10 protein-coding genes are annotated in these 13,090 nt (G+C 65.9%); 1 reads left to right on the forward strand and 9 read right to left on the reverse strand.

Annotated features, from left to right (window positions below; all coding sequences use genetic code 11):
- A complete protein-coding gene (locus AC3WP6_RS00280) occupies positions 1-1,665 on the reverse strand; it encodes a L,D-transpeptidase family protein (RefSeq protein WP_492625803.1) in 1,665 nt (554 codons plus the stop codon).
- A gap of 134 nt (positions 1,666-1,799) precedes the next feature.
- On the opposite strand from AC3WP6_RS00280, the gene AC3WP6_RS00285 reads away from it, so the two are divergent.
- The gene (locus tag AC3WP6_RS00285) at positions 1,800-2,516 is read left to right on the forward strand and encodes a murein L,D-transpeptidase catalytic domain family protein (RefSeq protein WP_492625804.1); all 717 of its coding nucleotides are present in this window, start codon (positions 1,800-1,802) and stop codon (positions 2,514-2,516) included.
- Positions 2,517-2,811: 295 nt separating this feature from the next.
- Here the strand turns inward: AC3WP6_RS00285 and AC3WP6_RS00290 are convergent, their stop codons facing one another.
- The 8 genes from AC3WP6_RS00290 to AC3WP6_RS00325 all read right to left on the reverse strand — a co-directional run bounded on the left by AC3WP6_RS00290 (position 2,812) and on the right by AC3WP6_RS00325 (position 12,771).
- Complete coding sequence (locus tag AC3WP6_RS00290; protein ID WP_492625805.1) at positions 2,812-5,943, reverse strand: type I restriction endonuclease subunit R; 3,132 nt, start codon at positions 5,941-5,943, stop codon at positions 2,812-2,814.
- 433 nt (positions 5,944-6,376) lie between these two features.
- Complete coding sequence (locus AC3WP6_RS00295) at positions 6,377-6,598, reverse strand: helix-turn-helix domain-containing protein (RefSeq protein WP_492625806.1); 222 nt, start codon at positions 6,596-6,598, stop codon at positions 6,377-6,379.
- A 12-nt stretch (positions 6,599-6,610) separates the two neighbouring features.
- Positions 6,611-7,054 (reverse strand): type II toxin-antitoxin system HigB family toxin, encoded by a 444-nt coding sequence (locus AC3WP6_RS00300; RefSeq protein WP_492625807.1) that lies wholly within the window; start codon positions 7,052-7,054, stop codon positions 6,611-6,613.
- Positions 7,055-7,249: 195 nt separating this feature from the next.
- Positions 7,250-8,368 (reverse strand): type II toxin-antitoxin system antitoxin DNA ADP-ribosyl glycohydrolase DarG, encoded by a 1,119-nt coding sequence (gene darG / locus AC3WP6_RS00305; protein WP_492625808.1) that lies wholly within the window; start codon positions 8,366-8,368, stop codon positions 7,250-7,252.
- The gene (locus AC3WP6_RS00310; protein ID WP_492625809.1) at positions 8,365-8,967 is read right to left on the reverse strand and encodes a DUF4433 domain-containing protein; all 603 of its coding nucleotides are present in this window, start codon (positions 8,965-8,967) and stop codon (positions 8,365-8,367) included. The genes darG and AC3WP6_RS00310 overlap by 4 nt, the downstream gene beginning before the upstream one ends.
- A gap of 6 nt (positions 8,968-8,973) precedes the next feature.
- A complete protein-coding gene (locus AC3WP6_RS00315; protein ID WP_492625810.1) occupies positions 8,974-9,801 on the reverse strand; it encodes a hypothetical protein in 828 nt (275 codons plus the stop codon).
- Positions 9,798-11,135 carry a restriction endonuclease subunit S gene (locus tag AC3WP6_RS00320; protein WP_492625811.1) on the reverse strand — a complete coding sequence of 446 codons (1,338 nt, stop codon included), beginning with the start codon at positions 11,133-11,135 and terminating at the stop codon, positions 9,798-9,800. The genes AC3WP6_RS00315 and AC3WP6_RS00320 overlap by 4 nt, the downstream gene beginning before the upstream one ends.
- Positions 11,125-12,771 (reverse strand): class I SAM-dependent DNA methyltransferase, encoded by a 1,647-nt coding sequence (locus AC3WP6_RS00325; RefSeq protein WP_492625812.1) that lies wholly within the window; start codon positions 12,769-12,771, stop codon positions 11,125-11,127. The genes AC3WP6_RS00320 and AC3WP6_RS00325 overlap by 11 nt, the downstream gene beginning before the upstream one ends.
- Positions 12,772-13,090: the final 319 nt, after the last annotated feature.

A 13,090-nucleotide genomic window follows, 5' to 3' on the forward strand; every position in this document is an offset into this window, starting at 1 on the left:
CTACTCGAAATCGGGGGGACGTCGCCACGGCGACACGCGCGGACGATTCAGCGCGGCGAGCAGCGGCGGGTCGCGGTCGTACACGTCGGGGCGGAAGCCGACGCGGCCGTCCTCGCGCAGGTCCACCGTCCAGTACGCCAGCAGCAGCGGCACCGGCTTGGGCAGCATCACGGTCTGCGTCTGCAGCGTGTCGATTGCGCGGTCGATCGCCGCGCGGTTCCAGCGCAGCGGATCATCCAGCAGCAGCTCGGCCAGTTCGCGCGGGCGCTCCACCCGGATGCAGCCGGAGCTGAAGGTGCGCCGCTCGCTGGCGAACAGTTCCTGGTGCGGCGTGTCGTGCATGTACACCGCGTAGTCGTTCGGGAAGCGGATCACCAGCCGCCCCAGCGAATTGCCCGGGCCGGCGTCCTGGCGCAGCACGATGCCGCGCGGGTTGGCCCAGTCCACGCTGGCGGGCGCCAGCTCGCGGCCCTGGCTGTCCAGCACGCGGATGCGGTTGGCGGCGAGGTAGCCGCGGTTCTTGCGCAGCTTGGGCAGGATGTCGTTCTTCAGGATGGTTGGCGGCACCGTCCAGGTGGGGTTGAGCGTGAGATAGGTGATTGCCGACTTGAACACCGGCGTGCTGCGGTACGGCTTGCCCACCTGCACGCGCGAGCGCCACACCGGCTTGCCGTCCTGGTAGTAGGTGACCCGGTAGCCGGCGATGTCGACCACCACGAAATCGCCCTGCAACTGGTGCAGCAGCCAGCGCGCACGCTCCAGGTTCGCGCGCAGCTGCGCGATGCGCGCGGCGACCGGCACGTTCAGCGCGGCCAGGGTGGCCTCGCCCAGATGGCCGTCCGCGGCCAGGTACTGTTCGCGCTGGAACTGTTTCAGCGCGGCCTCCAGCGCCGGGTCGTACCGGTCGTCCACGCCGTCACCCACGAGATGGCCGGCCAGTTGCAATCGCCGGCGCAGCGCCGGCACGCGTGCATCGTGGCTGCCCGGCTTCAGCGTGGGGCCGTTCGCGATCACGGGCCAGCCGCCCTGCGCCGCCACCGTGCGCAGCTTCGCCAGTGCCGCACGCAGCTGGGCGTAGTACGGATGCTGCGGCCGCGCCCGCGCGAACAGCTCGCCTAGCGTGCCCTGCGCCAGCGCCTCGCGCACCGCCTGCAGGCCCCGCGCCTGATCGAGCTGGCGCGGGTCGAAGTTCCAGTGCGGGTCCAGCGTGGCCGGATCGACCTTGCCGCGATACAGGTGCAGCAGCGCGGCCAGGCAGGCATCGGTGGCCAGCAGGTCGAACTGTGCGCGCTGCTGCGGCGTGGCCTGCGGGTCGGTGAGCACGCCGCGCCGGCGCTGCAGTTCGGTCAGCGCGTAGTCCTCCGGGTCGAGGCCGTCGCCGGCCATGTCGCGCAGCGCGGCCAGCAACTGGTCGAGATTGCCCGCCTGCGTCCATGCCGGCGCGAAGCGGTTCTGTTCGTAGAACGCCGCCACCGCGTTGCCGGGCGCCCGGGCCGCAGCGGCATCGGCATGCGCCGCGCGCCACTGCTCGACGCGTTCGCGGATCTGCTCCGCCACCGGCCCCGGCGGCGGCTCGGGCGCAGGCGGTTGCGCGTGCAGCGCCGTGCCAAGCAGCAGGCCCAGCACGGCGATGACTTGAACGACACGTAGGAATCTGGATGACACGGCACGGTCCTGCGCAGGAGACACCAGCCTCTCATAACGCGGCGACGTGCGCGCGCAGGCGCCCGCCGCCCGACGGGTTCTTAACGAGGGGCTGTTAGCATCGAGAACCGCATGTGCCCCACCCAGCCGTACCGATGAGCCGATTCCCGCGCCCTGTCGCGACCCTGATGTTGCTTTGCGCCGGCGGTTTCGTCGCGGCGCACGCCGCCACGCCGTCGCTGCAGGACGCGCTCAGCCAGCTCGCGCCGCAGGCGAACCCGAAGGTGATCGGGCTGGCGCTGGCCGCCACCGAATGCGCCGCCGCGCAGGGCCAGCCGCCGTCCGACCGGCTGGCGGTGATCGACTATTCGAAGCCTTCGACCGAGCCGCGGCTGTGGGTGTTCGACCTGACCCGGCGCAAGCTGCTGTACCACGAGCTGGTGGCGCACGGGCGCAACACCGGCGCGAACCTGGCGACGAGATTCTCCAACACGCCGGAGAGCCTGGAATCGAGCCTGGGCCTGTTCCGCACGCTGGGCACCTACAGCGGCCGCAACGGCTACTCGCTGCGCATGGAAGGCCTCGAACCGGGCACCAACGACCATGCACTGGAGCGCGCGCTGGTCATCCACGGCGCGGCCTACGTCAACCCGGCCATCGCCCGCCAGCAGGGCCGCATCGGCCGCAGCTACGGCTGCCCGGCGGTGCGCACGGCGATCGCGCGGCCGCTGATCGACGCGCTCAAGGACGGCCAGTACGTGTTCTCCTACTATCCCGATACGCGCTGGCTGGACAGCTCGCCCTACCTCAAGTGCGGCGTCGGGCGCGCCATGGTTGCCCGGCTGGCGGACCCGCACGCACCGGGCGGCTGATGGCGTGGCTGCTTCGGCAGGCGAGTGCCCAAGCGCGGCCAGCGCGCCGGCTTGAGGTACCGCGCCTTTCGGTGGGTCGCCTGCTGGATTTGCACCACTTGTCGAAGCTGGAGCAAGTGCAGGGCGCGCTCGAGGCCATCGGCTACCGCATCGAGCTGCAGGTGATGGCGGCATGGCCAACCCGACGCGTTTGCGCAGACGCGCGGCTGTCTGTCGCGCAACGGCTGCCGAAGGCCATCAAACAAGCTGCCTGGCCTGAAATTTCCGGCGTCCGGTTCAACGGGGCAGCTTCACTTCAAGCGCGACCGGCTGCGGCCCAGCCGGCGGACAGCTCGGTGGCCTGCTCGAGCACGGTCTCGGTGGCTTTTGCCTGCATGTCGGGCGGGTAGCCGTATTTGCGCAAGATGCGTTTCACCAGCACGCGCAGGTGGGCGCGCACGTTTTCGCGCAGGGTCCAGTCGATGGTGGTGTTGGCGCGCACGGTCTTGACCAGCTCCTGCGCGATCAGCCGCAGGGTCGGCTCGCCGAGTACTTTCACCGCACTGTCGTTGGTTTCCAGCGCGTCGTAGAACGCGAGTTCATCGGTGGAGAGCCCGAGCTCCTCGCCGCGCGCATCGGCCGCGCGCAGCTCCTTGGCCAACTTCACCAGCTCGTCGATCACCTGCGCGGCGCTGAGCGCCCGGCTCTGGTAGCGGCGCAGGGTCTGCTCCAGCAGTTCCGAGAACCGGCGTGCCTGCACCACGTTGCGGCGCTGGCGCTGGCGGATCTCGCCTTTCAGCAGTTTCTGCAGCAGCTCCGCGGCGAGGTTGCGCTGCGGCATGCCGCGCACCTCGGCGAGAAAGCCGTCGGAGAGGATCGAGATGTCGGGGGTCTTGAGGCCGGCCGCGGCGAAGATGTCCACCACGCCCTCCGGCGCCACCGCGCGCGAGATGATCTGGCGCACCGCGTGGTCCAGGTCCTCGTCGGCCCGGGCATTGTCGCCGGGCATGTGCTTGGCGAGGCTGGCGGCAACCGCCTGGAAGAACGCCACGTCGTCGCGGATCGCCATCGCCTCGCTGCTCGGCACCGCCAGCGCAAACGCCAGCGTCAATTCGCGCACCGCGCGCAGGCAGCGGTTCTTGCCGTCGTCCTGGGCCAGGATGTGTTCCTGCGCCGCCGGCAGCAGGCCAAGTTTTTGTTGCGGTGTCCCTGCGGTCCACGCCGACCAGTCGCAACCGTGGAACAGGCCGCGGCAGATCTCGTACTTCTCCTGCATCAGCGCGATCGCCTCGCGCTGGTCGATCGCGGTGCGGCCCTTGCCGCCGCTTTCCGTATACGTTGCCAGCGCCTGCTTGAGCTCGGCCGCGAGGCCGAGGTAATCGACGACCAAGCCGCCGGGCTTGTCGCGGAACACCCGATTCACGCGGGCAATCGCCTGCATCAGCCCGTGCCCGTGCATCGGCTTGTCGAGGTACATGGTGGACAGGCTCGGCGCATCGAAGCCGGTCAGCCACATGTCACGCACGATCGCGAGCCGGAACGGGTCCTGCGGGTTGCGGAAGCGCTTGGCCAGCTCCTCGCGCGCCGCCTTGTTGCGGATGTGCGGCTGCCAGTCCGCCGGGTCGGAGGCCGAGCCGGTCATGATGATCTTGACTACGCCCTGGGTATCGTCGTCACTGATCCACTCCGGCCGCAACTTGGCGATCGCGGCGTACAGCTCCACGCAGATGCGCCGGCTCATGGCGACGATCATGCCCTTGCCGTCCATCGCTTCGAGCCGCTTTTCGAAGTGCTCGACGATGTCCTTCGCCACCAGCTCGACGCGCTTTTGCGCGCCCACCACGGCTTCGAGCTGCGCCCATTTGCTTTTCAGCTTCTCCTTGCGCTCGACCTCCTCGCCTTCGGTGGCCTCCTCGAAGTTGGCGTCGATCTGCGGTTTTTCGCTTTCGTCCAGCGCCAGCTTGGCCAGCCGGCTCTCGTAGTAGATCGGCACCGTCGCGCCGTCCTGCACCGCGCGCTGGATGTCGTACACGCTGATGTAGTCGCCGAACACCGCGCGGGTGTTGGCATCCTTCAGCTCCACCGGCGTGCCGGTGAAACCGATGAAGGACGCCTTCGGCAACGCATCGCGCAGATGCCGGGCAAAGCCGTCGATGAAGTCGTACTGGCTGCGGTGCGCCTCGTCGGCGATCACCACGATGTTGCGGCGGGCCGACAGCACCCCGTCGCCGCCCTGGCCGTCGGCAAAGAACTTCTGGATGGTGGTGAACACCACGCCGCCAGCCTGCACATCCAGCAGCTCGCGCAAGTGTGCGCGGCTTTCCGCTTGCATCGGCGGCTGGCGCAGCAGGTCGCGGCAGCGCGCAAAGGTGCCGAACAACTGGTCGTCCAGATCGTTGCGGTCGGTCAGCACCACCAGCGTCGGGTTGGCCATCGCCGGCTCGCGGATGATGCGGCCGGCGTAGAACGCCATGGTCAGGCTCTTGCCCGAGCCCTGCGTGTGCCAGATGACGCCGATGCGGCGGTCGCCGGGCTCGCCGCCCGGCTGGCGGCCAGCTTCGTAGCGGCCTTGGCCGTCCGACAGCAGCTTGGTCGCGCGCAGCGTTTCCCCCACCGCCACCTGCACCGCGTGGAACTGGTGGTAGCCGGCGATCTTCTTGACGACCTTGGCGCCGTCGTCCTCGAACACGGTGAAATCGCGCACCAGCTCCAGCAGCCGGCGCGGCGCGCACAGGCCTTCCAGCAGCACCTCGAGCTCCGGCAGTTTGGTGTCGGCCAGGGTTTCGACCGACACCGTGCGCCAGGGCTTGAACCATTCCTTGCCGGCACCCAGCGCGCCCACGCGCGCCTCGACGCCATCCGAGGCGATCAGCAGCGCGTTGGTGGCAAACAGCGCGGGGATCTCGCGCTGGTAGGTCTCGAGCTGGTGGAACGCGGTCCAGATCGTGGCCTTCTCGTCGACCGCGTTCTTGAGCTCGATCACGCCCAGCGGCAGCCCGTTCACGAACAACACCACGTCCGGCCGGCGCGAATGCTTGTGCTCGATCACCGCGAACTGGTTCACCGCCAGCCAGTCGTTGCGCGCCGGCGCGACAAAGTCCAGCACCTGCGCCTGCGCGCCGCGGATCGCGCCATCGGCTGCCCGGTACTCCACCGTCACGCCATCCACCAGCATGCGGTGCAGCGCGCGGTTGCGCAGCATCAGGTCGGGCGCATCGGCACGCGTCAGCTTGCGGAAAGCGTCATCCAGCGCCTCGGCCGGCAGTTGCGGGTTCAGCCGCGCCAGCGCCGCGCGCAGGCGGTCGGCAAGGATGACTTCGCTGAAATCACGGCGTTCCGCGCCGGGTGTCTCGGGCGCGATGTCGGGGCCGTGCGCAACCTGCCAGCGGGCCGCTTGCAGCCAGGCCAGCGCGGCTTCCTCGACGTGCGATTCGTTGAAACCGGACATCCCCGACCCCCGACCACAACTGGCTTGGGCGCCCCTGCCCACCAGCAAACCTACAACATCACGGGCCTGCGCCGAAGGTGGTCACGTTGCGATCAATGCGACTCCGGTTGCGCGCTGGACAGGACAGCAGTCGCCTCCGGCTCATCAAGCCAACGAATTACTCAATACGTTGAGCAAATTTACTCAGCGGCGGCGGCAATCAAGCGGGGACGCCACCGCAACATCTGATGGTGCGCCGCCGAAGCGACGTTGGAACTGTCCGGAACTCGCCCGGCCGCCTCCATGACGGCGGGCCAGTGCTTCACGCGTCCAGGCGGTCGGGATGTCGAGCTTGTCGTCGACGCACGGATCATCGTCAACGTCAGGGGGGGCGTTTGCGGGCAAGCGCTTCCGACGCGCGGTTGCGCCCGCCAAAGAGCGGTGCAACATCCCCTTACCGCGGGCCTTGCTCCTCCATGCGGAACAGGATGGCGTCGACCGGGGCGGGTTGGCCGAAGGCGAAACGCTCTTGTTCGTAGTCTTCAACCAACTTCGCCAAAAGCTCCAGGCGCGCGCCGTCCGGCGTATCGAGCGGGGGGTCCGCTTCGGCCAGCCGACCGACCTCCGCGAGCGCCTCTTCGTACTGTGCGTCGGTTTTGATGATCTGAATATCCATGAGCCACCGGTTTCAGCGTTTGCGATTGCGCTCGTCGTACTCGGCGTGCGTACCTGCCCACTTCACCACCACCACGCCAGTGCGGTACTCGCAGATGACTTCGAGCCGATAGTCGTTGCCCTTGACGTTGAAAATCACGGTGTTGGCGGCAAGGAAGTTCGCTGCTGCGTACCTGTCCTTGATGTCCTGCGATCTTGCCCAGGCAGCGTCATGCGCGTCGGACAGCCAGTTCTCGATCCAGCGTCGGGCGTCGTCCAGCGCCGCGCGCCGGCGGTCGGCGAGGCTGCCTTGGCTGAATCGCGGCGCTCCGCACCGGGCATGTCCGGCGCGATGTTGGGGCCGTCCACAACCTGCCAGCCGGCCGCTTGCAGCCCGGCCAGCGAGGTTTCCTCGACATGCGATTCGTTGAAACGGGACGCGCCCCCGACCTGCACCGGCCCGGCTGCCGCCGTTCAAGTACCGCTTAAAGTTGGTGTAAACAACACGAAAACTTATAGCTTGTTGTTTTGCAGAGAATATTTTTGAGCGTCACTTTTGCGGGGCGAAAACTCGGCCTCACTTTTCGTTTACCGCCCAGTACCTCCACCAGCGCCGCTCGACCTCGAGTCCGGCTGCAAGCGGGATCGGCCGGCAAACGGTGCTTGCCGCAACCTACGCGGCTTCGAGCAAGTCCGGGCTGATGCGCACCCGCATCCAGCCCAGCAACACCAGGTTGCGGATCGCGTCGGCGATGGCTTCGCGTTTTTCGTCGCGGTCCCAGTGCTTCTTCCAGCCAAGGATGTAGTCGTAGATGTCCTGCTCGCTCACGTCGTCGGTGCCGCGCTGGCGTTTGAGCTCGCGGCTGGCGTAAAGCACGGTCAGCACTTCCTCGGCCTGTTCGGTGCTCTTGATGCGGCTGAACAGGTCGACAGCCTTGGCGATCTTTTTCTGGTACTTGTCGATGGCTTCCCGGTACTGCGCACGTTGCCGCTCGTACGTCGGCTCCACCCGCAGCGCGAGCATCCGGCCGAGCTGTTGCTGCTGCACCCAGTTGCGGTTGGCAAACTCGTGCAGCACCTGCTTCACGTCCACCGAAAACGGGCCGTACGAGCCCTTGCCGAACGCCATCCCGGTCGGCACGCCCATCGCCGTGACCACGTAGCAGATCTTCTGGAAAATCGTGTTGCCCACCGGGTTTGCATACGGCTGCGCCTGCAGCTCGCGCAGCACCTCCATCAGCACGACCCATTCCGGCTGCATCTTTGCCGTGCGCCGGCCCTTGCCGTCCAGTCGCATCTGCACGGGCGCCGACAAGAATTCCCTCGTCAGTTGCGCCGGAGGCGTGCCATAGGGGGCGTACAGCTCGACGTCGATGGGCAGGTCGTGCAATTTGCGCCAGACCAGCGGTCCCACTTCGGCCCAGTCCAGTCCGCCGTTGCCGCACCCGAGCGGTGGCAGCGCGATGCTGCTCACGCCCCACTCGGCCGCATGCGTTGCCAACCAGTCCAGCCCATGCTCGATATCCGCGATGCGGGACACCGCGCGCCAGTGGCCCTTGGTCGGAAAGTTCACGATCCGCGCGCCGGCCGTATCCACATACAGGTACGGCTCGCCCAGGCGCACCGCCTTGCGCGCGCAACGGCTCACGTAGTCCTTGAACATGGCCGGGTAGCGTCGCTTGAACTCGGCGGCGACGCCCTTGCCCATCACGCCCACGCAGTTGACGGTGTTCACCAGCGTCTGCGCGCGGCTCTCGAACAGGTCGCCGATCAGTACCTTGAACATGGTCATGCCCCGTTCGCCTGCTGAAAGAATAGTACCGGATCGATGCTGACCGGCAGCGCAAAACCCGCCGCGCTCAGTGCCCGTCCGACTTCCGCATTGATGACATACGCACCTCTCAGAAAGCGAGATTCGACCCTGCCGGGCACCAGCACCTCGGCGCATTTGCGCGACTTGTGTCGCCAATAGGCGATTTCGTCATCGGGATGGCGCCAGTCCATCGCGTAGATGTCGTCCCATGGCAACTGGTCCGCCTGCGCCGGACTCAGGAACCGCGCCCACTGGCTGGCGGCGTTCTGATCGGCAACGACGGCGCCCCGCAACGCCAATACGTCGGCGGCAACCCTCAGCACGCACAACGCACGCGTCTCGTTCAGCCGTTTGAACAACATCGGGTTGCGCGCGTGGAAGTAGAGGTTCGCGTACTGGTGCAGCTTCAAGCCGCCCGGCACCTGTTTCTGGTCACGGCGATCCTGCACCGGCTGCAACGCCACCGAGCGATGCGCCAGTTTGGCCGCCTGTTCGTAACACAGGATGCCGTGCGCCAGCACCGAACCGATGTTCGCGATCGGCATGATGCAGTGCAGTTCGGTGACGCGCGGGTCCATCGACACTCAACCTCGCTGCCCGCTCAAAGATGCAACCGCTGCCTTGAGTACCTGGAGACAAATCTCGGCCGTATGCCGATCCGGATTGAAACGCGCACTCATCTGCTCGTAGGGGTGAATGTAGTTCCTAAAGTCCCGCAATCCGTGGCTGAACTTCTTTACGTCCAGCTTCAGGAACCCGAGTTCACAGGCCACATCAATTAACTGGGCAAGTGTCCAGTCTTGCAGCAAACGAACCTTTCCCTCCCTATCCTTGGGACTGCTCGGTGCCTGGTTAAACTCTCTGGGATTCGCACTGGCGACTCCCAAAAGCAACCCTTCCAAGACGCTGCCGCAGTGAAAGATCACCGCAAGTGGAGCATCGGCTCGTAGACAGCGGCTGGCTTCTCCCAGCCGCATTTCCAAGATTGAAACCAGCGGGGCGGCCGAAGGGATCTTCTGTAATGTCAGCGGACCGAAGTCCTTCTTAAGGAACTCATCTCCCGATTCCTTCGGCTGGATTGATTTGCCGAGCAATCGCTCAACTACGCGGGTAGCTTGGGCTGCGAGCTGCTCGTCGTGAGCGCTTGGGTGGGGCGTCTTATACCGCCAATACTCCACTAGGTCGGAAAGTACTTTTCCCACTAATAAATCCGGCTCCATGTGAATGAATGTACGCAACCGCTTGGCCTTGGAATCACCGTTGCCAGCGTATTTGTCGGGATAAATATCTACTCGGGCGTTTTCTCGAAAAAACTCGCGGAAGGTCGGATTTGAAAAATCCAATACGTAGCCGCCTGCCATCCCGAACATATCTTCGAAGCACTGGCGTTCGACCATTTTGAGACTGCTCATGTAACCTCCCCCACCAGCCGGCTAGTTTCAGGCACACGAAGCTCACCGGAGATCAGCTTGGGCAGCAGGGTATCGCGGAGGGTGGCGAGCGTGCGGGATTCGCGGCGGTTCGCTTGTATCTGCGTGAGCCAGCCTTCCGCCGGGTGCTCAAACGCTGCGACGGCCGCCTCTGACGGCAACACGACATCCATGTCCATCACGGCGAGAGGTTGTGCTCGTTGGTGGCTCTTGGAGGTTCCGGTAACAAGCGATTCGAGCTGTTGGCGGAAGTGGTCCGACCGAGCGATCGAATACAGAAACGATCGCACAAACGGCTTACGCGCCGCGAGTACAAGGAACTCGGTGGAGCACACCGCCGGCGCGTCACCGCGCACATCCACGAACCATGTACGGTCGATCTCTGGATTGAGCTTAGACAGCAGGACGGTGCCGGGTTCGACCCGCCATTTATTGCTCTTGATCGCTTCGCCTGCTTCGAACACCGGTGACTGACTATCGTCGAATGCCGGCAAGCTGTAGTGCGCGAACATTGCTTTCGGGGATTCGCCGGGATTTACCGGTTCTTTGAGCTGCCGCACGATCTGGCCAAATTTGCCCGCGCTCCACCCCTCCGGAATCTCGCCGAGCTCGGAGTCGACGAGGTGGTCGGGGAAGAGGTCGTAGAGGTGGGCGGGCAGGCCGGGCAGGGATTGGCCGCGGTGCCAGCGGCCTTCGAGTTTGGCGCGGACGGGTTCGAAATCGACGAACCAGGCCTTGAACAGCGCGCGCGCCATCGCTTCCAGCGTGGCGTTGCGGCGGCGATTCAGTTCGATCTTGTCGTCCAACGTGCCGAGGATGTGGGCGGTAGCGCGTTGTTCAGACAGGGATTTGACGGGGATCGGGAGGTCACCGATGTCGCGCAGATTGAAGTTTGGCTGGGCAGATTGGGCCACACTTCGCTGCACATACCCGCGGCATGTGGGTGCACTCAAGACATAGTGAACGAAGCGAGGCACTGCTCGGTCTCGATCGACGCGAATTATCCCGACCGCTTGATTAGTGTTCGCCGGAAGTATGTTGCGCGGTACTACAGCAGTCTTTCCAAGGTACACGCCAGCCATCGAAAATAAGACGTCCCCTTCGTGCAATATTGATCGCCCGAGTGATGCGTGTGTTTCGGGATCAACAAACGCGAACTTCGACGCATCGATACGGCCATCGCTAGTAATCGACTCCGATTTGATGAAGTTGATGCCGTGATCTGTAAAGCGACCACCAAGGGTGGTCGGTGTCGTTCCCTTGGTGATTCGTGTGCAGAGACTTCCAAGCGGTACGGTCTCCAATTCACCCGCCATACCCCAACCCCTTCAAATTGGCGGCGATCGCGGCATCGAGCTTGGCGGCTTCCGTCTGCTGCGCGCGCCACTCGCCGACGAGGCGCTGCATCTTTTCGGCGAACGGCTCGCCGTCGTCTTCCACTTCCTCGGCGCCGACGTAGCGGCCGGGGGTGAGCACGTGGCCGTGCTTGCGCACTTCGTCGAGCGGGGCAGATTTGCAGAAGCCGGGGATGTCCTGGTAGGCACCGCGCAAGTTCGTACCCTCACCCCCGGCCCCTCTCCCGGTGGGAGAGGGGAGAACGGGTTCGCCGCGCCAGGCGTGGTAGGTGGCGGCGATGCGGGCGATGTCCTCGTCGGTCAGGGCGCGGTGGGTGCGGTCCACCATCGCGCCGAGCTTGCGCGCGTCGATGAAGAGGATTTCGCCGCGGCGGTCGCGGTGGCCGTGGCCCGATGCTGCCTTGGCGGCACCGGTCGAGAGCGCGCTGCGGTCGCGGGCGAGGAACCACAGGCACGCCGGGATCTGGGTGGAATAGAAGAGCTGGCCGGGCAGCGCGACCATGCAGTCGACCAGGCCGGCCTCGACCAGCGCCTTGCGGATCTCGCCTTCGCCGGACTGGTTGGAGCTCATGGAACCGTTGGCCAGCACGAAGCCGGCGACGCCGGCGGGTGCGAGGTGATGCACGATGTGCTGCACCCATGCGAAGTTGGCGTTGCCGGCGGGCGGCGTGCCGTAGGCCCAGCGCGCGTCATCCTTCAGCGCCTCGCCGCCCCAGTCGGAGATGTTGAACGGCGGATTGGCGAGGATGAAATCGAATTTCCTGTCGGGGAATTTGTCGGCGCGGAACGAATCGCCGTGCGCGACCTGGCCGCCGATGCCGCGGATGGCGAGGTTCATCTTGGCCAGCCGCCAGGTGGTGTAGTTGGACTCCTGCCCGTAGATGGACAGGTCGAGCGGCTTGGCCGCGTGGCCGTTGCCGTTGGCGTGCGCGCGCAGGAACGCGATCGACTGCACGAACATGCCCGACGACCCGCAGCACGGGTCGTACACCCGGCCGTGGAACGGCTCGATCATTTCCACCAGCAGTTTCACCACGCAGCGCGGGGTGTAGAACTCGCCGCCCTTCTTGCCCTCGGCACTGGCGAACTGCGAGAGGAAGTATTCGTACACGCGGCCCAGCACGTCGCGCGAGCGCGCCTCGGCATCGCCCACCTTGATGTTGCTTACCAGGTCGATCAGTTGCCCCAAGCGGGTCTTGTCCAGCGCGGGGCGCGCATAGTCCTTGGGCAGCACACCCTTCAATGCGGGGTTGTCGCGCTCGATGCCGGCCATGGCGTCATCGACCAGTTGGCCGACCGTGGGCTGCTTGGCCTGCGCAGCCAGATGTGTCCAGCGCGCCTCGGGTGGCACCCAGAAGATGTTGACCGCGCGGTATTCGTCCGGGTCTTCGGGGTCGGCGCCTTCGCCCTTGGCGGCGGCGAGCTTCGCGTGCTGCTCGGCGAAGGCGTCGGAAATGTACTTGAGAAAAATCAGGCCGAGCACGACGTGCTTGTACTCGGCGGCGTCCATGTTGTTGCGCAGCGTGTCGGCCATCTGCCAAAGCTGCGCTTCATAACCGATGGTGGCGCCGCCATCGGCGCGGGCCTTGCGGGGCATGCGGGTTCCGTCTTGGGTGGGATGGCCCAGTCTACACGTGGCTTGGCGGCGGGCTTGGCGCCGTGCCGGGCGCACGGGACGGAGGTCATCAGGGCGGCCCCTTGGCTGTCACCGGCGACGATTCGCGCACTGGCACGCAAAGACCCACCCGCGACTCCCGTCCGTCCCAACCGCCACGCTTTTCGTGCCGAGCGCGGGGCGGGGAGAACCACCCCCGACACGCCACCGTGCCGCGCATGGTTCTTTTTCGCCGGCGCTCGGCTCTTTTTCAGCGGAGCGCGACTCTTTTCCAGTGGAACGTGGCACTCGCCAGAGCCAT

The organism is Rhodanobacter sp. FW106-HT46G03 (assembly GCF_058789895.1).

Bases quoted from the DNA above. Each gene is read 5' to 3' on its own strand.
- AC3WP6_RS00290 (WP_492625805.1), bottom strand. From the start codon at position 5,943: ATGTCCGGTTTCAACGAATCGCACGTCGAGGAAGCCGCGCTGGCCTGG.
- AC3WP6_RS00315 (WP_492625810.1), bottom strand. From the start codon at position 9,801: ATGAGCAGTCTCAAAATGGTCGAACGCCAGTGCTTCGAAGATATGTTC.
- AC3WP6_RS00325 (WP_492625812.1), bottom strand. From the start codon at position 12,771: ATGCCCCGCAAGGCCCGCGCCGATGGCGGCGCCACCATCGGTTATGAA.
- darG (WP_492625808.1), bottom strand. From the start codon at position 8,368: ATGACCATGTTCAAGGTACTGATCGGCGACCTGTTCGAGAGCCGCGCG.
- AC3WP6_RS00285 (WP_492625804.1), top strand. From the start codon at position 1,800: ATGAGCCGATTCCCGCGCCCTGTCGCGACCCTGATGTTGCTTTGCGCC.
- AC3WP6_RS00310 (WP_492625809.1), bottom strand. From the start codon at position 8,967: ATGGACCCGCGCGTCACCGAACTGCACTGCATCATGCCGATCGCGAAC.
- AC3WP6_RS00295 (WP_492625806.1), bottom strand. From the start codon at position 6,598: ATGGATATTCAGATCATCAAAACCGACGCACAGTACGAAGAGGCGCTC.
- AC3WP6_RS00320 (WP_492625811.1), bottom strand. From the start codon at position 11,135: ATGGCGGGTGAATTGGAGACCGTACCGCTTGGAAGTCTCTGCACACGA.